The 21,277-nt window shown below is 68.6% G+C and carries 22 protein-coding genes; 13 read left to right on the top strand and 9 right to left on the bottom strand.

Annotated features, from left to right (window positions below):
- The first annotated feature begins 29 nt into the window (after window positions 1–29).
- The 6 genes from ALI144C_RS34960 to ALI144C_RS34935 all read left to right on the top strand — a co-directional run bounded on the left by ALI144C_RS34960 (window position 30) and on the right by ALI144C_RS34935 (window position 5,096).
- Window positions 30–1,253: a branched-chain amino acid ABC transporter substrate-binding protein gene (locus ALI144C_RS34960; RefSeq protein ID WP_076991445.1), complete on the top strand. Its 1,224-nt coding sequence runs from the start codon at window positions 30–32 to the stop codon at window positions 1,251–1,253.
- Window positions 1,254–1,406: 153 nt separating this feature from the next.
- Window positions 1,407–1,925, top strand: a complete 519-nt coding sequence (locus tag ALI144C_RS34955; RefSeq protein ID WP_076991444.1) for a hypothetical protein — start codon at window positions 1,407–1,409, stop codon at window positions 1,923–1,925.
- Window positions 1,926–2,085: 160 nt separating this feature from the next.
- Window positions 2,086–2,538: a hypothetical protein gene (locus ALI144C_RS34950; RefSeq protein ID WP_076991443.1), complete on the top strand. Its 453-nt coding sequence runs from the start codon at window positions 2,086–2,088 to the stop codon at window positions 2,536–2,538.
- A 4-nt stretch (window positions 2,539–2,542) separates the two neighbouring features.
- On the top strand, window positions 2,543–3,157 hold the full coding sequence (locus tag ALI144C_RS34945) for a DUF3558 domain-containing protein (protein WP_083753642.1): 615 nt from the start codon (window positions 2,543–2,545) through the stop codon (window positions 3,155–3,157).
- A gap of 8 nt (window positions 3,158–3,165) precedes the next feature.
- Window positions 3,166–4,338, top strand: a complete 1,173-nt coding sequence (locus tag ALI144C_RS34940; RefSeq protein ID WP_143231038.1) for a hypothetical protein — start codon at window positions 3,166–3,168, stop codon at window positions 4,336–4,338.
- Window positions 4,338–5,096 (top strand): ESX secretion-associated protein EspG, encoded by a 759-nt coding sequence (locus ALI144C_RS34935; protein ID WP_076991440.1) that lies wholly within the window; start codon window positions 4,338–4,340, stop codon window positions 5,094–5,096. The genes ALI144C_RS34940 and ALI144C_RS34935 overlap by 1 nt, the downstream gene beginning before the upstream one ends.
- Here ALI144C_RS34935 and ALI144C_RS34930 read toward each other — a convergent pair.
- Window positions 5,085–5,297, bottom strand: coding sequence for a hypothetical protein (locus ALI144C_RS34930; protein WP_076991439.1), 213 nt, complete (start codon window positions 5,295–5,297; stop codon window positions 5,085–5,087). The two genes, ALI144C_RS34935 and ALI144C_RS34930, sit on opposite strands and share 12 nt — an antisense overlap.
- 133 nt (window positions 5,298–5,430) lie before the next feature.
- Here ALI144C_RS34930 and ALI144C_RS34925 point away from each other — a divergent pair, with 133 nt between their 5' ends.
- Window positions 5,431–6,300 (top strand): helix-turn-helix domain-containing protein, encoded by an 870-nt coding sequence (locus ALI144C_RS34925; RefSeq protein ID WP_076991438.1) that lies wholly within the window; start codon window positions 5,431–5,433, stop codon window positions 6,298–6,300.
- 3 nt (window positions 6,301–6,303) lie between these two features.
- Window positions 6,304–6,486, top strand: coding sequence for a DUF397 domain-containing protein (locus tag ALI144C_RS34920; protein ID WP_076991437.1), 183 nt, complete (start codon window positions 6,304–6,306; stop codon window positions 6,484–6,486).
- Between the two features lie 2 nt (window positions 6,487–6,488).
- On the opposite strand, the gene ALI144C_RS34915 is transcribed toward ALI144C_RS34920, so the two are convergent.
- Window positions 6,489–6,974: a hypothetical protein gene (locus tag ALI144C_RS34915; protein ID WP_143231037.1), complete on the bottom strand. Its 486-nt coding sequence runs from the start codon at window positions 6,972–6,974 to the stop codon at window positions 6,489–6,491.
- A gap of 110 nt (window positions 6,975–7,084) precedes the next feature.
- Here ALI144C_RS34915 and ALI144C_RS34910 point away from each other — a divergent pair, with 110 nt between their 5' ends.
- Window positions 7,085–7,552, top strand: a complete 468-nt coding sequence (locus tag ALI144C_RS34910; protein WP_076991575.1) for a gluconokinase — start codon at window positions 7,085–7,087, stop codon at window positions 7,550–7,552.
- Window positions 7,553–7,565: 13 nt separating this feature from the next.
- Here the strand turns inward: ALI144C_RS34910 and nudC are convergent, their stop codons facing one another.
- The 4 genes from nudC to ALI144C_RS34890 are packed head-to-tail and all read right to left on the bottom strand — an operon-like array spanning window position 7,566 to window position 12,816.
- Entirely contained in the window at window positions 7,566–8,525 is a 960-nt protein-coding gene (nudC, locus tag ALI144C_RS34905) for an NAD(+) diphosphatase (protein ID WP_076991435.1), read from the bottom strand.
- A complete protein-coding gene (locus ALI144C_RS34900) occupies window positions 8,522–9,886 on the bottom strand; it encodes a M16 family metallopeptidase (RefSeq protein ID WP_076991434.1) in 1,365 nt (454 codons plus the stop codon). Before ALI144C_RS34900 ends, nudC begins: the two co-directional genes overlap by 4 nt.
- Complete coding sequence (locus ALI144C_RS34895; protein ID WP_076991433.1) at window positions 9,883–11,166, bottom strand: M16 family metallopeptidase; 1,284 nt, start codon at window positions 11,164–11,166, stop codon at window positions 9,883–9,885. Before ALI144C_RS34895 ends, ALI144C_RS34900 begins: the two co-directional genes overlap by 4 nt.
- 9 nt (window positions 11,167–11,175) lie before the next feature.
- On the bottom strand, window positions 11,176–12,816 hold the full coding sequence (locus tag ALI144C_RS34890; protein ID WP_076991432.1) for a DUF2207 domain-containing protein: 1,641 nt from the start codon (window positions 12,814–12,816) through the stop codon (window positions 11,176–11,178).
- 197 nt (window positions 12,817–13,013) lie between these two features.
- Between ALI144C_RS34890 and ALI144C_RS34885 the strand changes: the two genes are divergently transcribed.
- Both ALI144C_RS34885 and ALI144C_RS55880 read left to right on the top strand, forming a co-directional pair.
- Window positions 13,014–14,048, top strand: coding sequence for a neutral zinc metallopeptidase (locus ALI144C_RS34885; protein WP_168211422.1), 1,035 nt, complete (start codon window positions 13,014–13,016; stop codon window positions 14,046–14,048).
- A 15-nt stretch (window positions 14,049–14,063) separates the two neighbouring features.
- Entirely contained in the window at window positions 14,064–15,275 is a 1,212-nt protein-coding gene (locus tag ALI144C_RS55880) for a neutral zinc metallopeptidase (RefSeq protein ID WP_076991430.1), read from the top strand.
- Between the two features lie 35 nt (window positions 15,276–15,310).
- Here ALI144C_RS55880 and ALI144C_RS34875 read toward each other — a convergent pair whose 3' ends face one another.
- Complete coding sequence (locus tag ALI144C_RS34875) at window positions 15,311–15,754, bottom strand: hypothetical protein (protein ID WP_083753637.1); 444 nt, start codon at window positions 15,752–15,754, stop codon at window positions 15,311–15,313.
- Window positions 15,755–15,828: 74 nt separating this feature from the next.
- Here ALI144C_RS34875 and lexA point away from each other — a divergent pair, with 74 nt between their 5' ends.
- Window positions 15,829–16,473, top strand: a complete 645-nt coding sequence (gene lexA, locus ALI144C_RS34870; protein WP_076991573.1) for a transcriptional repressor LexA — start codon at window positions 15,829–15,831, stop codon at window positions 16,471–16,473.
- Between the two features lie 3 nt (window positions 16,474–16,476).
- Here lexA and ALI144C_RS34865 read toward each other — a convergent pair whose 3' ends face one another.
- Window positions 16,477–17,559: a potassium channel family protein gene (locus ALI144C_RS34865; protein WP_076991429.1), complete on the bottom strand. Its 1,083-nt coding sequence runs from the start codon at window positions 17,557–17,559 to the stop codon at window positions 16,477–16,479.
- 103 nt (window positions 17,560–17,662) lie between these two features.
- Between ALI144C_RS34865 and ALI144C_RS34860 the strand changes: the two genes are divergently transcribed.
- Window positions 17,663–18,025, top strand: coding sequence for a DoxX family protein (locus ALI144C_RS34860; RefSeq protein WP_076991428.1), 363 nt, complete (start codon window positions 17,663–17,665; stop codon window positions 18,023–18,025).
- Here ALI144C_RS34860 and ALI144C_RS34855 read toward each other — a convergent pair.
- Window positions 17,999–21,238 (bottom strand): ATP-dependent helicase, encoded by a 3,240-nt coding sequence (locus ALI144C_RS34855; protein ID WP_083753665.1) that lies wholly within the window; start codon window positions 21,236–21,238, stop codon window positions 17,999–18,001. The genes ALI144C_RS34860 and ALI144C_RS34855 overlap by 27 nt on opposite strands.
- Between the last annotated feature and the right edge of the window lie 39 nt (window positions 21,239–21,277).

Below are 21,277 nucleotides of genomic sequence, written 5' to 3'. Positions count from 1 at the left end.
GAGCCAGCGGCACGAGGAAAGGACATCCAGTGCACAACCCGACGGCGAAAGCCGCCGCGGTGATCGCCGGCGTGATACTGCTGGCGTCCTGCAGCAGCAACAAGAACGAGGCAGGCGCACCGGGCGCCGGATGCGACACGAGCAAGGGAACGCTCGTGATGGGGGTGATCGCCCCGCTGAGCGGTGGTCTGTCCTCCATCGGACTGGGCATCCGGAACTCGGCCCAGGTCGCCGTGGACCAGGCGAACGAGCAGTGCTCGGTCAAGGGCTACAAGCTGGTCCTGCAACCGGAGGACGACCAGGCCAGCCCCCAGGTCGGCCAGCAGGCAGCGTCCAAACTGTCCTCGGTCCCCGGCGTCGTCGGCGTGGTGGGCACCTACAACTCCTCGGTGGCGCAGAGCGTGCAGCCCATCCTGGCCGGGAAGAAGATCGTCCAGGTCTCACCGGGCAACACCAGCCCGGAACTGACCAAGGGCGCCGACCCGGCCCACCCCAAGCGCCAGTTCCCCACCTACTTCCGGACCTGCACCAACGACACCTACCAGGGCCCCTACGCGGCGGACTACCTGGTCGGCAAGGCGGGCAAGAAGAAGATCGCGGTCATCACCGACGGCAAGACCTACGGCGTCGGCATCTCAGGCGAGTTCATCAAGCAGGCGCGCAAGCTCGGCGCCGAGATCGTCGCCCAGGAGACCGTCGGCGAGAAAGACACCGACTTCGCGGGCGTGCTGGGCAAGGTCAAGCCGAAGCAGCCGGAAGCGATCTACTACGGCGGCGAGTTCCCCGGCGCCGGGCCGCTGAGCAAGCAGGCGGCCGAGGCAGGGCTGAACGTGCCCCTCATGGGTGGCGACGGCATCTTCGACCCCAGGTTCTTCGAACTCGGCGGCAAACAGGGCGACCTGGCGACCTCGGTCGGCGCACCGACCGAGGCGCAGCAGACGGCGAAGGACTTCGTCGCCGCCTACACCAAGAAGAACTACAAGGACGGGTTCGGCGGGTTCGGGGCCTTCGCGTACGACGCGGCCAACGTGATCATCACCAGCCTGGCGAACACCCTCGCCGCGGACGGCACCTGGGACGAGGGTAAGCGGGACGCCCTGATCGGCCAGGTGCAGAAGTACCGGGGCCAAGGTGCGACGGGCGAGGTCGCGTTCGACGACTTCGGCGACAGCACCAACAAGGTGCTGACCGTGTACGGAGTGGACAACAACAAGTGGAAGGTGGTCCAGTCCGGCTCGTTCACCGGGAGCTGACGCGGTGCCGGTGGTTTCGCCGGACGTGTTCGGCGAAACCACCTCCCGCGTCGACCCTCAGGCAACCCTGGTCTTCGCGACACGTCCACCTCGTGGGGGACTGACCGGGGAGCCGCCGTGCGACCGTGGAATCGCCGTCGGACCGTGCCCGCTGTGAGTGCCGCACTCCTGCTGACCGGCACAGCGGTCGCGGTCCTCCTGCTGACCAGCCCGGCACGACCGGAACTGGATGAAGACCTGCTGCGCGCGGTTGCTCCGGTCGTGCACACCGACCTGCCGACCAACCGGAAGGTCGTCTGGCCGAGCCAGCCGGGTGGACGCTGGTTCTGTGCCCAGCGGCCGGTGGAGATCCGCCGGGACGGCGATGACGTTCGGCTGGGTCTGATCGCGAACTGCTCGATGTACGTCCGTCGCGACGCCGCGCTGGTGCTGAGCGGCGGGTTCAGCGGTGGGCTGGTTGCCGTGCTCACGCCTGGACCTGACGGATACCGAGTGCGAGATGTCGAAGTGCCGGTGGACGGCGCCGGAAACGCCGAGTCGCTGAAACGCATGTTCAGCACAGCCGGATACGAGGAAGTGCGGCGGTCGACAGGCCGAACGGGCCTGGATCCCACACCCCAGGCACGTGCGGCGTTCGGGCTGCCCGCGAACGCGCCTGTCGCATCCCGTTGACCACGCGACAATTGCGAGTTCATGAGTACTTTCGGGTGACAAATAGCGCCATCCATCCGTTGGGGAACCTCTGCTGTGCCATTCTCGTCCTATCTACGCTCTGCGCCGACTTCGCAACGCGACGTAATACGGTGGCCAGTGTGATAGGAGGGAACGGAAGGTGCCTGTTGGGGAGCAGGGACCGGAAACGGCTGACCAGCAGATCCGGTTTGCGGTAACGGTTGACGAGACTCTGCGCGCCGCCGCGGGGGTGTTCGGAATCGATCTCGAACCCCAGACCGCCGGTGGCGGCGGAAACGGCAAGTGGGTGTTCACAAGCCTGGACCAACTGGACGGCTTGATCAAAAAGTGGACCGACATGTGCGATGCGATAGATCATCGGCGTGCCCTGATCCAGCAGGCCGAGGGTCTCGTCATGCCACCTGCCGAAGACATCATGAGCAGATTTCAGGCAAACACCCTCAAGAACTCCATGGATGCCATGAAGCAGCACGCGGACAGCATGCACGCGTACGCCGCGACGTATCTCCAGAAATTGCACACGACACGATCCGCGTACGTCGGGGTCGAAGGCCAGAACACCAGGAGCTTGACCGAACCGGGCGGTGGCTGACCGAATGAACCGTCGCTCAGCAGGCAGAGCCGTCGGCGTGTCCTGTGTGGTGCTCGTCCTGGCCGGATGCGCGACTTCCGAAGTGGGAAGACCTGTCGCGCCTCGAGCAGTGTCGACAACGGAGTCGAGTGCGGCAAACCGCCACGGTGCTCCGAGCGTGTCGAATCCACTCGACGCGACACGCCAGTTGTCCCGCCCGTGCAGCGCGCTGACCGAATCGCAGTTGCAGAGTTTGAGACTTCCCACTTCCGGAATCCCGGACACCGACAGCGCCATAGCCAGGAACGCGGGGCCGAGCTGCTTCTGGCGCAACGGCACCGAGCTGTCCAGAGTCGCCATCAGCTTCATGACCGGAAACAAGAACGGCCTTGCCGACAATTACCGCGCTCACGCGGAAGATTCCCGCGGCTACTGGATCGAGACCACTGTGGATGGTTATCCGGCAGTGTTCCAGGACAACACCGACAACCGGAAAACCGGAAACTGCGCACTGTTGGTCGGAATCTCGGACACCCTCGCGGTCCTGGTCGACGAGCAGGACCAACTCGGCGAACAGTCGTGCGCCAGAGCCAAGCACATAGCGGCGTTGATGATCACGACAGTGCGGGCGGGTGGTTGACGGTGTTCATGTCGGCCGAGGCGATCTACCAGAACTTCACCGACGCGCGCGGTGGGCGCGAACTCGCCGATGCGGCGGAGATAGTACGCAAGCTGGTCAAGGAATACGAGCAGCAGGCAGACGAGATCATCGGGCTCGCCGGGGCGATGGAATCGGCGTGGCAAGGTGAAGCCGCTGGTGTGGCGCAGCGGGGTGCTGGTGCGTTGGCAATCGCGCACGCACAGGCGGCGCCGTCGATGCACGTGACGCAGGATCTGTCGATGCGGCAGGTGGCGTCCTTTGAGGATGCCAGGAACTCCGTTCAACCGATTCCGCCTGAGCCCACTGTCCCTGATCCGTGGATGATGGTGACCTCACTGGACGCGTCCGCGACTTACGCCGGGCAGGTAGCGGCGTACAACGCAGCGGCGCAGCACAACGTGGATGTGATGAGCGGGTACGACAACGCGAGTACGTACAACACTTCGCGGTTGCCGAGTTCGTACGGTGCATTGATCGCAGACGATGCCGGGGTGAGCGTGGGTACGGCGGCTTCGCCGCCGCCTCCGCGGGTGGGTGACGGTCGGCCTTCGCCGGGTAGGACGCCCCCTCCGGGCGTTCAGCCACCTGGTGCGGGCCCCAGCGACCACCGACCAGCACCTGGCGACGGCCCTGTTGCCGCACCTCCTCTCAGCGTGGGGGATGCGCCGCCGCAACAGACCGATCCCGGCAGTTCCCGGCCTGCGCCGGACAATCGCGTCAGCAGCGTGCCGTCTGCGGCCACCAACGCCTCTTCGACGGGGGCAAGCGGTGCCGGTGCGGGCTCGCTCGGCACCGGCGGGGTCCTCACCGGCAGTCCAGGCTCCACCAGTGCATCCAGCCCGGACAGACCTGGCACGGGTCACCGGTTCGGCGGCGGTCCTGGTGCTCGTGGGGGCACTGGTGCCGAGGCTGGCGCCCGCTCTGTCGCGGGCAGGGGTGCTGGGCAGGTCGGCGGGATCACGTCAGGTGAGGGCGGTCCTGCGGCACGGGCGGGAGGCGTGCGCGGCGGCTTGGGTGTGGTGCCGGTAAGCGGGGCTGCTCCCGGCCGCGGTCGCTCTGCCGAGGACGAGGAGCACCAGCGGTTGTCGTATCTGCGGGATCCGGATCCCGAGAAGACGTTCGGGACCGACGAGCGGACCACGCCCCCGGTGATCGAATAGTGCTACCCGACAGTGCCCGATTATCCCTGGATGCGCTGGTACGCCTGGTGAGGCGGGAACGCATCGGTGAGTTGCCCGACGTGCTGTCGCCGACCGCGGTGTGGCTGCCGCGCGAGGAGGCCGAAGCCAACCAGACCAGTGCCGACGCGGAGGCCGAGCGGCTGGGCTGGCTCGACCGGGGTGGTCGGCTGGACGCCGACGTGGTCCAGTCTCTGACCGCGTTGTGCCGCGCGAACGTGGAGTACTACGGGTGGATCGCCGCGCGGTCACGTCTCGGGGTCCTTGCGGCGGCGACCGGCCGTGAGGCGATTCTCGCCGTACGAGACGGCGACGAGATAGTGCTGCTGCAAAGCAAACCGAAGAAGCTGCCGGAGGCGCTGGTTTCCCAGATTCCGGAAGTGCCACCCGGCACGGGAAGTCCTGTTTCGGTACCGGTGGACGAACTGCGTGCGGCAGCCGCGAATCCCCCGCCGGGCGCGGTGAGCGCCAAGTCGGTTCCGCGCACGGATCTGCGGAGAGTCATGCGGATCATCGCCCAGCGGACGTCAGGCAGTGGCGAACTGTGGGTGGCGGCACGTGACCGCCTTGGGCGTCGCCGGGTGATCGCCAGCCCACTGCGGTACGCGGACACCGAATGGGGACGTTTCCTCAACGTGGCCGAGGTTTCCGACGGCGGGGAACTGTGGTGGACACTCGCGCCCGCGTCACCCGCCGAGCTGGTCCGCCGGTTGCGGGTGCTCCGACAGTCATTGCGTTGACGCGATAAGTTCTCTCAGTTCGCTGAGAGCTACGGGGAACTGCTCGACGCATTGGGCGAGCGCGCGTTCGGTCATGTTGATGGTGAGGCCGCCTTCGTTGCCGATCGTGAACTCGACCATCTTCTCGGTGCGGCTGACCACGTACTTGATCTCCGCTTCGTCGATCTCGACCCAGCAGTTCATGTCGACGTCGGTGTTCAAGGCTCGCTCCTCGCGGTCTACATCGGACGGAATAGAGTATTGCCTGCAATGGCATCAATAGTGGCATGTGCAGCCAGACAAGCCCACACAGGTGCGCGAAGGTACTTCGAAGGTGTGAATGAGAGGACGTGGCATGCCAGGGGCCGCGCAGACCATCCCGAGGCGGCTGCTAGGCAGCGAGCTCAGGCGGCTCAGGCTGAAGGCCGGGAAAACCGCGGCCGACGCGGCAGCCACCATCGGCAAGGACCAAAGCAGAATCTCGAAAGTCGAAGACGGCAGGGCGAATCTCCCCGCCGAGGATCTGGCAGCGCTGCTCGACCTGTTCCAGGTCGGCAAAGCCGAGCGAAAGCGCCTGTTGGCCTTGGGAGTCGAAGCGCGGAAGCGAGAGCCGAAGAGGCGCGCCTACGTGGACACGCTGCCTGGCTCCTATCGCAGACTCTCGAACATCGAGTCACAGGCAAGCCAGATCCTCGTCTACGAAAGGGGGATCTTCCCCGGTCTGTTGCAGTGCGATGACTACATCGAGGCGGTGATGGCAGGCGGCGACGGCATCTATTGGGAAAGTTCCTACCAGGAACGAGCAGACCGTGTGTCCTTCCGCTTGGACAGACAGCGGCTGGTCTTCCAGTCGGATCCGCCGAAGGAAATGGAGTTCATCATCGCCGATGACTCACTGCGAACCACGTTCGGTCGGCCACAGGTACTCCAGCGGCAGATCGAGCACGTGCTCCATCTGCTCGACAAACATCCTGGCCTGAGCATCCGAGTGCTCTCCACTACTGCACCGGACAACCCGGCACCGCATGCCGGATTCGCATTGATGCGGTTCCCCGAACCGGCTTCACCGATCGGCTTCAACTCGGTAGTCCACGGCCCGTCGATGTACCTCGATGACTCCGCCGACACGGACGTGCTGGCTCGCATCTTTGACCGGCTTCGAGGATTGGCGATCGGCAAGGCAGAATCGAGAACAGCACTGGAGCGAATCCTGAAGGAGAGCTGACCGATGCGAGACACGGGCTGGTTCAAGAGCAGCTACAGCGGCGCCGGGACCGACAACTGCGTCGAGGTTCGGATCAGCGACTACACCGCCAGCGTTCGCGACACCAAGAACCGCACCGCGGGCACACTCGACCTTCCGGCCACGGCATGGCGCCAGTTCCTCCGCGCCATGCCGTCCGTCGACTGAACCTAGTTGCGGACCCGGGGCGAGTTACGCGAACGCGCCAACGCGCCCCGCAACTGGTGGACGACCTCGTGCAGTTCGTGCTCGGCCATGAACATGCCGCGAACAGCGGGCATGGATTCCGCGTGGTGCAGTGTCGTCTCGATCTGGGCACCGTTGGTCAGGCGGATCCAGACCGCGTCGCCGCCCAGCAGTTTCAGCTTCGCCATCGGCTTGACCTCGAAGTCGTGGATCGCCGCCCACGACCAGGTGGTCTGGTGCAGGAAGCCGCGCTTGCGGATGCCCTCCGTGCTCACGTAGAGGTCCATCCGGTACAGCCGCACGGCGGCCGTCGCCCACGCCAGCAGGACGAACACGGCGACCCAGTGGGTCTCGTCGCCGCCCTTCAGCGAATCGGCCAGCACGATCAGCGCGAACAGGGCACCCAGCCCGGCCAGGCACCCGAACAGGGCCATCATGGCCCACCGCGGCGCCACTCGCCGCCACTTCAACGTCGGCAACGTAACCAATCAGTCCCCCGACTCTCGGCTTTGGCCCACATTGTAGAGAAGTCCGGGTGTGGTCTGCCGCCGTCTACGCTGGGGCCGTGGTCATCGTGGTGATGGGTGTGTCCGGCTCCGGCAAGACGACGGTGGGCCGTGGGCTGGCGGAGCGTCTCGGGGTGGACTACGCCGAGGCCGACGAGTTCCACCCACCGGAGAACATCGCCAAGATGTCGGCAGGCACGCCGCTGACCGATGAGGATCGCTGGCCGTGGCTGGACGCGATCGCGGCCTGGATCCGCGACCACCAGGACAGCGGCGGCGTGGTGACGTCCTCCGCGCTCAAGTACAAGTACCGCGACGTCCTGCGGACCGGCGGTGACGTGTTCTTCGTGCACCTCGACGGCCCGCGGGAGCTGATCGCGGGACGGCTGGCGGGGCGCACGGGCCATTTCATGCCCGCCGCGCTGCTGGATTCGCAGATCGCCGACCTGGAGCCGCTGCGCCCCGACGAGCGGGGCGTGGTGCTGGACATCAGCGCCACACCGGACGAGCTCGTCGAAGCAGCGGTCCGCGCCACCCGGTGACGCCAGTGGCCGGTTACCGAACCGTGGCCCAGGATTCCAGCATCTGCCGGGCGATCGAGGTCGGGCCGGGCAGTCCCAGCCAGAACTCGCGGCCGTCGGCCTCCGCGGCGATGGCTTCCCGCAGCACGTCGCGGGAGACCCAGTGCGCCTCCTCGATCTCGCCGTCGGCGAGCCGGGTCGGCTGCGTGACGTCCGCGCTGGCCGCGAACCCGAGCATCAACGAACGCGGGAACGGCCACGGCTGGCTGCCCAGGTAACGGATGTCGGCGACGTCCACGCCGACCTCCTCGCAGATCTCCCTGGCCACGCAGGCCTCCAGGGACTCACCGGCCTCGACGAACCCCGCCAGCACCGAGTACCGGCCCTTCGGCCAGATCGGCTGCCTGGCGAGCAGGACCTGCGACCCGTCGGCACCGTCCCGGTCGTGCACCAGGCAGATCACGGCCGGGTCGGTCCGCGGGTACTCCTCACGGCCGCAGCCGGGGCACTGCGTGGCCCAGCCCGCCTTGACCCGGTCGACCGCGGTACCGCAGTTCGCGCAGAACCTCGCCCGCCGGTGCCAGGTCAGCAGGGCCACCGCGGTGGTGAACAGCCCGGCCGACGTCGCGTCCAGGAAGGACCCGGCGGCCCGCAGGTCGAGCCAGTGCTCCCCGTCGGCCTTGCCGATCTCCTGCCACGACCGCCAGTCGATCGCCGGTTCCTGCTCGGGGGAGGAGACGAGCGTCGCCCAGTAGCCGACGCCCTTCTCCTCGCCGAGCAGCACGACGTCAGCGGGCGGTTCGTCACCCGTGGTGTCCTGGTAGACGAGTTCCGTTCCGCCGGACCGGATCGGGGTGCGGCCGTACTTGTCGACGCCGAGCACCCGGCCGTCCCGCCACAGCTCCACCTGCCTGGCCGCGTCCACCCGCAGCCCCTCCTCGCGCTCCACTGTGGAGCGTGAGAGGAGGGGCAGCTCGTCGAGCTGGAACGTCACTGCTTCACGTCGCCCAGCAGGCGAACGGTCTCGAACTGGGCCGAGTCGCCGACGATCACGCCGGTCCAGTTGACCGGCGCGAAGAAGTCCCGTGCCGCGGCGGCGATCTCGTCGATCGTGACCTCCTGCAGCTTGCCGGGGTACGACACCAGCCAGTCCACCCCGAGCCCCTGCGAGGCGAGGCCGATCAGCTGGGACGCCAGGCCCGACTGCGACGCGGTCGCGGTGAGCAGCTGGCCGATCGCGTACTGCCGCACGGTGTCCACTTCGGACTCGTCGGGCGGGGACAGCACGATCCTGGCGAGCTCGTAGCGGATCTCCAGCAACGCGTTGGCGGTCACCCCGCTGGCCGTGTCCGTGTCGATCAGCAGGGTCGCGCTGCCCGGCGTGAACTCCAGGTAGGACCGCGCGTGGTACGTGTACCCCTTGTCCTCGCGGACGTTCTCGACCAGGCGCGACGAGAAGAACCCGCCGAACGCCAGGTTCGCCAGCTGGAGAGCGGGGTAGCGGGGGTCCGTGCGGGTGATCGCCTGCGTGCTCAGCCGGAACTGGGACTGCACGGCACCGGCCCGGGGCACGAACAGCAAGTCCCCGCCCGGGACGACGGGCAGCTCGGGCAGTTCCGTCGCAGTGCCGTCCGCCTTCCAGCCGCCGAGCGCGGACTCGAGGGCCGTGACGGCCGCGTCCAGTTCGACGTCACCGACGAGCACGAGCACGGACCCGCGCGGCAGCACGAAGTCCTTGTGCAACGCGCGGACCTGCTCCGACGTCACCTTCGCGACGTCCTCGGCCTCCGGCATCTCGCGGGTGGCCGGGTGGTCGCCGTAGCGGTGTTTCTGCAGCGCCTGCCGGGCGATCACGCTCGGCTGCGACTTCGCCATCGCGATCCGCTCGACCAGCCGCGACTTCTCCCTGCCGACCTCGTCGTCGGCGTACGACGCGCCGGTCAGCGCGTCGCTGAGCACGTCGAGCAACGTGTCCAGGCCGCTGGCCAGCGAGTTCCCGGCGATGCTGAGCCGCTCCGGGTCGACCGACGCGTCCAGCTCACCGCCGACGAGCGCAAGGTCGGTGTCCACGGCGACGCGGTCGCGGCGTGCGGTGCCGGACAGGAACGTCGACGCCATCACCTCGGCCTTGGCCGCGTGCATCAGGTCGGTGTCGGCGAACGGGATCCGCAGCCGCAGCTCCACCATGGGCACAGTGGACTGCTTGACCACGATCGCCCGCAGCCCGTTGGACAACGTGGTGTCCACGGTGGACAAACCAGTCGCCGCGCGCTGCTCGCCCAACGGCGGCAGCTCACGCGGGCCACGCTCGGTACGGCCGATCTCCTCGGCGGAGCGGTGTGTCGTGATGCTCATTCGGCACCTCCAGCCGGGAAGACCTGCAGTACGGCACGCGAGTCCGGGCGCAGCAGCTTGGCCGCGGCGGACACGTCCTGCGGCGTGACGGCCGCGATCCGGTCGGGCAGCCGGTAGATCAACCCGGGGTCGCCGTACAGCAGCTGGAAGCTGCCGAGGCCGAGCGTGCGGCTCACGAGCCGGTCGTGCTCCTTGTGCAGGCTGGACACCCAGCGCGCGGTGACCTTCGCCAGTTCCTGCTCGGACGGAGCGGTCCCGGCCAGCAGTTCGAGCTCCTCGTCCAGCGCGCCGAGCACGCGGTCGACGTTCACCTCGGGCGAGTACATCGCGGTGATCGAGAACGTGTCCGGGTCGCGTGCCTCGAACGGACCGAACAGGCCCGCACCGGCGTTGATGTCGGTGACCAGCGCTTCCTTGTGGACCATGCGCTGCTGCAGCCGGGCGCCGTCGCCCTCGGTCAGCACCGACGCGAGCACGAGGTGCGCCAGGTAGGCGTCCAGGTCGTTGATCGGGTCCGGCATGCGGTAGCCGACGGCGAGCGCGGGCAGCGGGGCGTGCGGGTCGTGGTGTTCGCCGCGCACCTCGCCATGGGGCGGCGGCTCGGCGAACGACGGGCGTTGCGGCGTCTCGCGTGCGGGAACGTCGCCGAAGTGGCGTTCGACCAGCTCACGGGCCTGCTCGACGGTGAAGTCACCGGCGACGGTGAGCACCGCGTTGCCGGGCGCGTAGTACGTGTCGAAGAAGGCGGCGCAGTCGTCGAGGCTGGCCAGTTCCAGGTCGGTGAAGTCGCCGTAGCCGTTGTGCGCGTTCGGGAACGTCTTGTACAGCACCGGCGGCAGGAGGATCCAGGGGAATCCGCCGTACGGCCGGTTCAGCACGTTGAGCCGGATCTCCTCCTTCACCACGTCGATCTGGTTGCGGAGGTTCTCCTGGGTCAGCTTGGGCGCGCGCATCCGGTCCGCTTCGAGGAACAGCGCCCGCTCGAGCGCGGCGGACGGCAGCACCTCGAAGTAGTCGGTGTAGTCCGGGTGCGTCGAGCCGTTGAACGTGCCGCCGGAGGACTGGACGTGCCGGAAGTGCGCCAGTTTCTCCAGGCTCTCGCTGCCCTGGAACATCAGGTGCTCGAAGAGGTGCGCGAAGCCGGTTCGGCCCTCTGGTTCGGATCGGAAGCCCACGTCGTAGTGCACGCTGACACCGACCACCGGTGATGTGGTGTCCGGCGCGAGCACCACACGCAAACCGTTCGGGAGAGTGAACGTGTGCAGGTCGGGTGCAGCCATGGCACGAGCCTACTTGGCCAGCGCTCGGTCCATCGCGGTGATGAACCCCGGCAGGTTTCGCCCACCGCTGAACCAGTAGAGCTCGTCCGGCGAACCGAACGCATCCAGCCACCTCGACGACTCGCCGAGCACGACGGCGTACGGCAGTGACCGGGAGAACACCAGCTCACGGTCGTTGTCCGGGATCGACGCGGGGTCGGTGGACCGCAGGTAGCCGCGCAGGCCGCGCACCTGGGCCAGCAGCACGCTGCCACGCTGGGTACGCGCGGGCATCAGCCGTGCACCGAGAGCGAGCGCGACCCCGGCGAGCACGACCGCCAGGCCGAGCAGCGCGTTGCCGACCGTCACAGCGAGGACGGCCGTCAAAGCCGCACCTACGGCGGCCAGGCCGACGCCCATCCACAGCCACCGGCTGCGGTCGCGGTCGGGGCGGCGCTTGAACCACTCGCGTTCGACGACGTCGGCGTAGAGGGCCTCGCCGATCTTGGCCTTGTCGACGTCCAGCGCGGACACGGTCACACCCTGGTCCGGGACGGCGTCGTAGACGGCTCGCTCGTAACCGGTGAGGGAGTCGTCGGCCGGGTTGCGGCGGGTGATCTGCCAGTCGTCCCCGGTCCGGTCCCCACCGATCTGCTGGATCCACAGGTAGTTGCGGACCGCGAGGTCGAGGACGGTCGCGGTGATGTCGACCGGGTCGACCCGCTCGTCGGTGACCGTGCCGATCTGGCCGGGAAGCACACCATCGGGTGAAGCGAAGGCGACGCCGTCCTTGTCGTGCACGAGGACGTCGACCGGTCCGACGTCGGTCGCGAGCACCTTGGCGTCCCTGCCGCGCGCGACCAGCAGCAACGCGACACCACCGAGCAGCAGGATGCTGAGCCCCAGCAGTCCGAAGCCGGAGAACGCGGTGAGCGCGAACGGCCCGGCCGCCGTGGTGGCGTCGGCGAACTTGGCGTTCGCCGGGACTGTCCCAGCGGGCAGTCCGACGGCCAGGTCGACGCGGTCGCCCGCGTTGAGGTTCTGCATGTCGACACGGGTGACGCCACCGTTGTCGGTCTTGGCGTGGTCGCAGGGCTCCTCGGTGCCGTACGGGCCGCCGTTGCAGCGCACCGAGATCGCCATCTGCGGTGCGATGAACGTGCCGCGCAGCAGACCGATCCTGCGGTCCCACCCGGCCGCGAGCTGCCAGCGGACCTCCTGGCGGTCGCCCTGGTCGACGACGGCACCGTCCACCTGGTAGCGCAGCACGGACTTGCCTTCGCCGACGGACACGGTGAACTCGTCCGCGGTCGCCTGCGCGCTGCCGTTGCCCTCCAGCTTCGGGTCGCGGACGACGAACACGCGGTCGCGGTTGTCGCCTGCCTTGATCCGCAACGGCGAACGCCGGTTGAGCCGCTCGCCGGACTTGACCGTGATGGTCTCCTCGACCGTCAGCACCCCGTCGCGCTCCACTTTGAGCTGAAGCTGCGTGCGCGTCGGGAACTCGATGCCGCCGGGGCCGCCGCCGTGCTCGTCCGATGAGGACGGAGGCGGCTGCTGGCCGCTCTGCGGCGGGATGATCGGGATGTTCGGAATGGACGGCGGTTGTCCGGCTGCCAGGCCCAGCGCGGCGACAAGGCCAGCGGCCGCCACCCCCCAATTCGTCAACACGCCTGCGGACGATAGCGGAGCCCGCTTATGCTCACGCTCGTTGCGAACAAATTGGGGGCAGGAAAGTGACAGGACCGCCGTACGGACCAGGTCGAGGCGGGTTCCCACCACCTGGCTCGCCCGCGCCGCGGCCCGTCGCTCCGCCACCGATGGCCATGCCCGCGCCCCCGATGTACCGCCCACGTCAGCCCTATCCCATGCCTCGGCCCGCGGTACCGGCGTGGCACGTGGATCCGTACCGGCGCAAGTCCAACACCGGCAAGATCGTGACGATCAGCCTGGTGAGCGTGCTCGTCGTGGTCGGTGGGCTGATCGGTGTCCTCGCCGTGCTCGACAGTGGCAAGAACAAGTCGTCGAGCGTCGCCGACTCCGGCTATGAGTACCCGCCGTCGACCTCCGCCGTGCCTTCCGCAGCGGGCACGACTTCGCAGTCACCCACCACCCAGTCGACGACAACGGTCACAACAACCCGGACGACGACGACAACGCAGAGCGGGCCCAAGCCGGTCTACAAGACCAAGGACAACCCGCTTTTCACCGGGGAGAACGGCACCAACACTGTGACGTGCAACCTGCCGCAGTGGCGCAGCACGCCACAGGCCGCGCAGGCGTTCTTCACCGCCGCGATGCCGTGCATGCAGGCCGCGTGGGCACCGGTGCTGCAACGCGCCAACCTGCCGTTCACACCGCCTAAGATCGTCTTCCCCAGCGGGAAGCGCTGGGAGAGCGGCTGCGGTGTGGCCGACTCGACCAAAGAGGACGTCGCCGCCTTCTACTGCAGCCCCGACATGACGATCTACATGCCGTTCGAGGGACTGCAGACCGACATGAACGGCACCCGCATCGGCAACTACCTGGCACTGTTCGCGCACGAGTACGGCCACCACATCCAGGCGATGAGCGGGTCGCTGAAGGCCGCGCACGACGAGGCGTACGACCTCGGCCCGGACACCGCCGCGGGCCTGGAGGTCCAGCGCCGCAAGGAGTTGCAGGCCCAGTGCTTCGGCGGGATGTGGTTCGCCGCCGCGTGGAACGGCAAGGGCTCGATCACCGACGCGGTCGTACGCGACATGCTCGCCGACGGCTACACCCGCGGCGACGACAACAACCCGCGCGGGCCGCGTAACCACGGCAAACGGCAGAACTACGGCGCCTGGCAGCGGCACGGGTACGAGAAGAACCGCACCTACCAGTGCAACACCTACCTGGCGCCCGCGAACAGTGTCAGCTGACTCCTGGGGAATTCGATGACTCGACCGCCGTACGGACCCGGATACCCGCCGCCGCCCGGATACCCGCCGCCCCGGCCGGTGGCGCCACCGCCGCGGCCGTTACCCGCGCCGCCGCAGTTCCAGCGGCGTTCGCCCTACGCGCCCATTCCCCCGGCCCCGCCACGGATGGGACCGCCGCCAGGGCACGGTTTCATGCCGCCGCCATACCGGCCGAAGTCCAACACGGGCGCGATCGTGACGATCAGCCTGATCAGCGTGCTTGTGGTGGTCGGCGGTTTCGTCGGGTTCATGGCAGCCATGGACGGCAACAAGCACAAGTCCAGAAGCGTGGCCGACTCGGGCTACGACACGTCGACGCCCACAACCAGCGCGAGCGGCCCGTTCACCACAACCACGCAGCCGACGACAACAACGACCACCACCACCACAACCACGACCTCCGGACGGTCCACGCCGACGCAGACCCGTACCCAGACGCAGACGACCCCGCGCGGGCCGGTCCCGGTGCGGAAAACCAAGGACAACCCGTTGTTCGCCGGGGAGAACGGCACGAACGCGGTGACGTGCAACCTGCCGAAGTGGCAGAGCACCGCGGCCGCGGCACAGGCGTTCTTCACCGCAGCCGCGCCGTGCCTGCAAAACGCGTGGGCGCCGGTCATGCAACGCGCCAACCTGCCTTTCTCCCCGCCGAAGATCGTTTTCCCACAAGGAAAGCGGTTCTCGACGGGCTGCGGCGCGGTGACCGAGAAGGACAACTTCGCGGCGTTCTACTGCGGCCCGGACGCCACCATCTACATGCCGTTCGAGGGCCTGCAGACACAGACCAACGGAGCCAAGATCGGCGCGTACCTCGCGGTGTTCGCGCACGAGTACGGCCACCACATCCAGGCGTTGAGCGGTTCGCTCAGCGCGGTGTTCGACCAGATGTACGAGGTCGGCCCGGACTCGGCGGCGGGACTGGAACTGCAGCGCCGCAAGGAGTTACAGGCGCAGTGCCTCGGCGGGATGTGGTTCGCGGGCGCGTGGAACGGCAAGGGCTCGATCACCGACCAGGTGTCCCGCGACATGCTCGCCGACGGCTACACCCGCGGCGACGACAACAACCCCAACGGCCCACGTGACCACGGCAAACGGCAGAACTACGGCGCCTGGCAGGAACAGGGCTACCGCAAGAACCGGACCTTCCAGTGCAACACGTACCTGGCACCGGCGAGCAGCGTGGGCTGAACCCGAACTGAACAACCGAAGTCGAACGCGTGCGCTCAGCACAAAGCCCCGCTTCGTGTCCCCTTCCTTCCGTACAGGTAGGCGAAGCCGCCACCGGCGAAACAGGCCAGGAGGAACAGGACGAAAGCCACCGGTCTGCGCGCGTCGCTCTCGCCGGTGGCGGCCTCGGCGGCGTGCACAGTCATGTTCGTGCCGACTTCGGCGGGCATGCCCACGTCGACCGATTCGCCCGCGCGGTGCCCGCAGGCGTCCAAAGTGGCTTGGTGTTCGCTGCCTTCGTGGACGAACGTGACGATCTCGCCGCTCCCGGCGCCGGAACACCCGACGCCCTTGCGCACCGTCGCGGTGACGGTGGCGGTGCCCGGTCCGTCCTCGGCCAGCCCGAAGAGACCTGGCGCCGACAACCACAGCGTCAGGCTGACGAGGATTCCGAGCAGGACGACCACGAGGAGACGGAACGCGTCCGGGCGAACCTCCACAGGTGGATGGTGTCAGAACGCCGACCGCCGCGTCATCCGCGTGCCCCGTACGCCTGACCGGTACGCTTCCGCAGGTGACCGACGTCTTCGACCACCTCGACGCATCCGAACTCCCGCTGCGGCAACAGCAGATCCTGGCGACGATCCAGGACTGCGTGAACCGCGAGGGCTATTCGCCGAGCACCCGCGAGATCGGCGACGCGGTCGGCCTGCGGTCGACGTCCACGGTGTCGAAGCACCTCGCCGCGCTGGAGGACAAGGGGTACCTGCGGCGCAGCGCGTCCGTGTCCCGGCCGATCGACGTGCGCGCGTTCCTGCGGGAGTCGGGCAGCCGGGATTCCGGCGACTCGGTGAGCGTCCCCGTTGTCGGCGACATCGCCGCCGGTGTGCCGATCGCGGCCGAGCAGCACGTCGACGACACGCTGACCCTGCCGCGCGACCTGACCGGCCGCGGCAACGTCTTCGCGCTGCGCGTCCGCGGTGATTCCATGATCGACGCAGCCATCTGCGACGGCGACATGGTCGTGATCAAGCAGCAGTCCGAGGCGCACTCCGGCCAGATCGTCGCCGCGATGATCGACGAGGAGGCGACGGTGAAGGTCTACCGCCGCCGCGACGGCCACGTGTACCTGGAGCCCCGCAACCCGGCCTACGACGTCATCGACGGCGACAACGCGGTCATCCTCGGCGTCGTCGTCTCCGTCCTCCGCAGCGTCTGAACCTCACGAGCTTTTCTCTTCGTTCTCGGCGGGTGGGGTGACCTTGCGGACGTACAGCAGCCGGTCGCCCTCCTCGATCGCGTCGGCTTCGACGGAGTCCACGCGGTAGAGCTTCTTGCCGCGGACCACGCCGAGCACGATCTCGGACATGTGCCGGGGCGAGCCGCCGATCTCGTCCGGCTCGACGTCCCGTTCGGCGATCGCGAGTCCGCTGTCCGGGGTGATCAGGTCCTCGACCATGTCGACGACGTTCGGCGTGTGCGTCGCCATGCCCAGCAGGCGGCCGGCCGTCTCGCTGGACACCACGACCGAGTCCGCGCCGGACTGGCGCAGCAGGTGCACGTTCTCCGCTTCCCGCACCGCGGAGACGATCTGCGCCTTGGGCGCCATCTCCCGTGCGGTCAACGTGATCAGCACGGCCGAGTCGTCGCGGTTGGCCGCCACCACCACCGCTCGCGCCCGGTCGACACCGGCTACTCGGAGCACGTCCGAGCGTGTTCCCGAGCCGAGCACGGTGACCAGGCCGAGCGCGGACGCCGCGTCGAGCGAGTTCTGGTCGGTGTCGACTACGACGATCTGGCCCGGTTTCATGCCGTCGGTGAGCACCGCGCTGACCGCGGACCGGCCCTTCGTGCCGAAGCCGACCACCACAACGTGGTCCCGCACCTTTTTCCTCCAAACTTGGATCTTGAACGCCTGCCGGGACCGCTCGGTGAGCACCGCGAGGGTCGTCCCGACCAGCACGATCAGGAACAGCACGCGCAACGGCGTGATGACGAGGACGTTCACCAGCCGTGCCGACGGGCTCCACGGCGTGATGTCGCCGTATCCGGTGGTCGACAGGGAAACAGTGGCGTAGTAGATCGCGTCCAGCAGCGACAGGCCGTCACCGTTGACGTCGCGGTAGCCGTCCCGGTCCAGGTACACGATGACGACCGCCGCGACGAGCGCGAGCAGGGCGCCGATCACCCGGCGCACGATCGCCGTGACCGGGCTGACCGTGCCCTCGGGGATCCTGATGACACCGACCAGCGAATGGTCCGGCCGGTCGGTGAGCCGGTCGGAGGCTGTCAGTCGCCTGATCATGTCTGCACTCTCCCCCAATGGGACGCCAACGTGCGGCACCCTAGCGTTCGCTGGGTCACGTTGTTGCTCGTGCGTCCGGCTACTGGCGAGTAGCCTCCTGCGCATGACCGAATCCCGGCGAGCGATTCTCCTGGCCGTCATGCTCGGCGGCATGGGCACGTTGCACTTCCTCGTGCCGAAGCCGTTCGATCGACTGATCCCGCGGCAGCTGCCCGGCAACGCCAGGACCTGGACGTACGCGTCCGGGGTCGGCGAGCTCGGGACGGCACTGCTGGTCGCCGTGCCCAGGACAAGGCGGCTTGGTGGGCTGCTGGCGGCGTTGTTGTTCGTCGCGGTGTTCCCCGGCAACGTCAAGATGGCACTGGACGCGAAGACCCCGTCGGCGCGCGTTGCCGCGTACGGCCGGTTGCCGTTCCAGTGGCCGCTCGTGAAGTGGGCGCTACGCGTCCGAGACCGAGCTAATTGAGCCTACGAGAGCGCGCAGACCGTCCGCGTCGAGCAGGTCCGCCGGGCGCAGCGTGTGGTCCTCGCGGACGTAGTGGAAGGCCGCGCGTACACGCTCCACCGGCACGTCGACGAGCTGGGCCCACGCCAACCTGTAGGCGGCGAGCTGCACGGCCAACGCGGGCAGGTGCGCGTCGTCCGGCACACGGCCGGTCTTCCAGTCCACCACGGTCCAGCCGCCGTCGTCGTCCACGTACACCGCGTCCATCCGGCCACGGATGGACACGCCGTCGACGTCGAACGTGAACGGCACCTCGACCTCGTGCGGGATCCGATCGGCCCACGAGCTGGTCATGAACGCCGTGCGCAACGCGTCCAGGTCCTCGTCGGCGAACGCGCTGTCGTCGGCCGCGCCGGGCAGTTCGTCCAGGTCGAGCAGACGGCCGGAGCCGAACTTGCGCTCGAGCCACGCGTGGAACGCGGTTCCGCGCCGGGCCACCGGGTTGGGCGGGAACGGCAACGGGCGGCGCAGCCTGCGGGCCAGCGCGTCCGGGTCGGCGGCCAGTTCGACGAGCTGGCTCACCGACAGCTGGCCGGGCAACACGATCTTCTCCCGTTTGGTCATCGCCGCCGCGCGCTCGGCGAGCAGCACGTCCGTGTCGCGTTTCCAGCCGTCGGGATCTTCCTCCTCCAGCTCCAGCAGCAGCTGGTCGGTGTCTTCGGGTGGTTTGCCGCGGGTGAGCTTCGCCAGCTCGGCACGGACCTGGTCGGCGCCGTCGAGCACGTCCTGGCGGCGTTTGCCGAGCGGGTCGATCGGCCAGCGGGTGACCCTGGCCGCGTTGGCGATCGGGTTCACCTCGTCCTCGGGCGGCGCGGGCGCCCAGTGGTCGACCACCGCGACATCCACTTCGGACAGTTCGATGAGGAACTCCGACGGCCCCTTGGGTTTCGCGCTGGTCCGGCCCCACCAGTGGCCGGACACCAGCAGGCTGTGCTCGGAGCGGGTCAGCGCGACGTAGAACAGCCGCCGTTCCTCGGTCAGCGACCGCTCGGCGAAGCCCTCGTTGTGCAGCTGCAGCGCCTCTTCGACCTCTTTGCGGTTCATGTCCGCGTACAGCCGCAGCTCCGGCAGGTCCGCCGCGTCACCCCGCAGCGACGCGGGCAGCTCGGTCACCGAACGCAGCCAGCTCGACCCGCGGCGCTTCGACGGGAACACGTCGGTCACGACGTGCGGGATCGCGACGACCTCCCATTCCAGGCCCTTCGCGGAGTGGACGGTCACCACCTGCACCCGGTCCTCGGCCACTTCGACCTCGCCGGGTTCCAGTCCGTCCTCGGCGTCCTCCGCGGCGGACAGGTAGTCCAGGAAGGACATCAGGCTCGCCGACGGGCTGTGCTGCGCGTAGTCGGCGACGACGTCGGCGAACGCGTCCAGGTGCACGCGGGCGATCGGGCCGGGCCGGGCCGAGGCCTCGATGTCCAGCTGCATGGTGCGTTCGACGTCCGCGACGAGCTCGGGCAGCGACTGGTCGAGCCGCCGCCGCAGCTGGGTGAGCTCACCGCCGAGGCCGCGGATGCGGTTGTAGCCCAAGGTGGAGTACCGCTTCGGGTCGCCGGGGTCGTCGAGCGCGTCGACCAGCCCGGCCTGCTCGGCCCGTTCCCCCGGCACGGCGCCGAGCAACGGATCCAGCTGGTCCGGGGCGTGCAGCCCGGCCAGTTCGGTCGCCCTGCGCCACAACGCGGCCAGGTCGGCCGCGGACAGCCGCCAGCGTGACCCGGTCAGCAGCCGGGTCGCGGCCGTGCCCGCGAGCGGGTCGACGAGCACTCGCAGCGTGCTGACCAGGTCACGGACTTCCGGTTCGTCCAGCAGGCCGCCGAGCCCGACGACCTCGACCGGCAGGCCACGGGCACGCAGCACGGTCGCGATGTCGGCCATGTCCGCGCGGCGGCGCACCAGCACCGCGGCCGTGGGCGGTTTGCCGTTGGCCTCCACTGCGGCGCGCCACCGGCTCGCCACCGCGTCACCGAGCCATTCCAGCTCGGCGTGGACGTCCGGGAACAACGCGCAGTGCACGTCGCCGTCGTTGGCGTCCTCCCGCGCGCGCAGTTCGTCCACCTCAAGGCCGCTGCGCCGCAACGGCTCGGAGATCAGGTTGGCGAGGGTGAGCACCTCGGGCGGGTTGCGGAAACTGGTGAGCAGGCCGTAGCGGGTGGCCGGGCGCTTGTCCTCGTTGGGGAAGTCCGTGGTGAACCGGGGCAGGTTCGCCGCGCTCGCGCCGCGCCAGCCGTAGATCGCCTGCGCGGGGTCCCCCACAGCGGTGACGGGCATCGGCTCGCCCTGGCCGTAGAGGGACCGCAGCAGCACGCGCTGCGCGTGGCCGGTGTCCTGGTATTCGTCCAGCAGCACGGCGCCGTATTTGACTCGTTCTCCTTTGACGACCTCGGGGTGGTCACGCGCGAGCCGTGCCGCGATCGCCATCTGGTCGGCGAAGTCGAGCACGCCGTCCTTGCGCTTGCGTTCGGCGTACGCGTCGACCATGGGCAGCAGCGCGACGCGAAACCGTTGCGCGGCAATGATCTCCTTGAGTTTCTGGGACGGCTCCGCCGCCTGCCGCGGGCCACGCGGCGCGGCCTCGATCAACTGGCAGAGCCGGTCGGCGTGCTCAGCGAGCTTGTCCGCCTCGACCAGGTGCTCTCCCAGCTCACCGGCGAGGTCGAGCAGGTACCGGGTGATCGTCGCGGGCACGCGGTCGGTGTCCAGGTCCTGGGTCCAGGTGCTGACCAGCCGGTGCGCCAGCTGCCACGAGGACGTCTCGGTCAGCAGCCGCGCCGCCGGTTCGACCGGCAGCCTGAGCCCGTGCTCGCTGACGAGCCGCCCGGCGTAGGCGTGGTACGTGAGAATGGTCGGTTCGCCGGTGATCACGGCCGCCTTGCGTTCGCCGCTCGGGTCCAGCCGCTCCAGCACCCCGGACCCGGCCAGCCTGCGCAGCCGCGCCCGGACGCGGTCGGCCAGCTGCCGGGCGGCCTTGCGCGTGAACGTCAGCCCGAGGATCCGCTCCGGCACGACCAAGCCGTTCGCGACGAGCCACACCACGCGACCGGCCATCGTCTCGGTCTTACCCGCCCCCGCGCCCGCGACGACCAACGCCGGTTCGGCAGGCGCCGCGATCACGGTCGCTTGCTCGTCGGTCGGCGCGGGCAGCCCGAGCGCGGCGGCGAGCTGCCTCGGAGTCATCAGGTCGGAGTTCACGGCGACCCGACTCTACATGCGGAA

Origin of the sequence: Actinosynnema sp. ALI-1.44, from assembly GCF_001984155.1 — a bacterium.
Classification (GTDB): domain Bacteria; phylum Actinomycetota; class Actinomycetes; order Mycobacteriales; family Pseudonocardiaceae; genus Kibdelosporangium.
Note: the sequence above shows the minus strand (reverse complement) of the source record. Positions and strands in the feature narration are given on the sequence as shown.

Bases quoted from the DNA above. Each gene is read 5' to 3' on its own strand.
- ALI144C_RS34885 (WP_168211422.1), top strand. From the start codon at position 13,014: ATGCCTCGGCCCGCGGTACCGGCGTGGCACGTGGATCCGTACCGGCGC.
- ALI144C_RS34865 (WP_076991429.1), bottom strand. From the start codon at position 17,559: ATGATCAGGCGACTGACAGCCTCCGACCGGCTCACCGACCGGCCGGAC.
- ALI144C_RS34900 (WP_076991434.1), bottom strand. From the start codon at position 9,886: ATGAGCATCACGACACACCGCTCCGCCGAGGAGATCGGCCGTACCGAG.
- ALI144C_RS34910 (WP_076991575.1), top strand. From the start codon at position 7,085: ATGGGTGTGTCCGGCTCCGGCAAGACGACGGTGGGCCGTGGGCTGGCG.
- ALI144C_RS34925 (WP_076991438.1), top strand. From the start codon at position 5,431: ATGCCAGGGGCCGCGCAGACCATCCCGAGGCGGCTGCTAGGCAGCGAG.
- ALI144C_RS34860 (WP_076991428.1), top strand. From the start codon at position 17,663: ATGACCGAATCCCGGCGAGCGATTCTCCTGGCCGTCATGCTCGGCGGC.
- ALI144C_RS34855 (WP_083753665.1), bottom strand. From the start codon at position 21,238: ATGACTCCGAGGCAGCTCGCCGCCGCGCTCGGGCTGCCCGCGCCGACC.
- ALI144C_RS34940 (WP_143231038.1), top strand. From the start codon at position 3,166: ATGTCGGCCGAGGCGATCTACCAGAACTTCACCGACGCGCGCGGTGGG.
- ALI144C_RS34945 (WP_083753642.1), top strand. From the start codon at position 2,543: ATGAACCGTCGCTCAGCAGGCAGAGCCGTCGGCGTGTCCTGTGTGGTG.
- ALI144C_RS34895 (WP_076991433.1), bottom strand. From the start codon at position 11,166: ATGGCTGCACCCGACCTGCACACGTTCACTCTCCCGAACGGTTTGCGT.
- ALI144C_RS34920 (WP_076991437.1), top strand. From the start codon at position 6,304: ATGCGAGACACGGGCTGGTTCAAGAGCAGCTACAGCGGCGCCGGGACC.
- ALI144C_RS55880 (WP_076991430.1), top strand. From the start codon at position 14,064: ATGACTCGACCGCCGTACGGACCCGGATACCCGCCGCCGCCCGGATAC.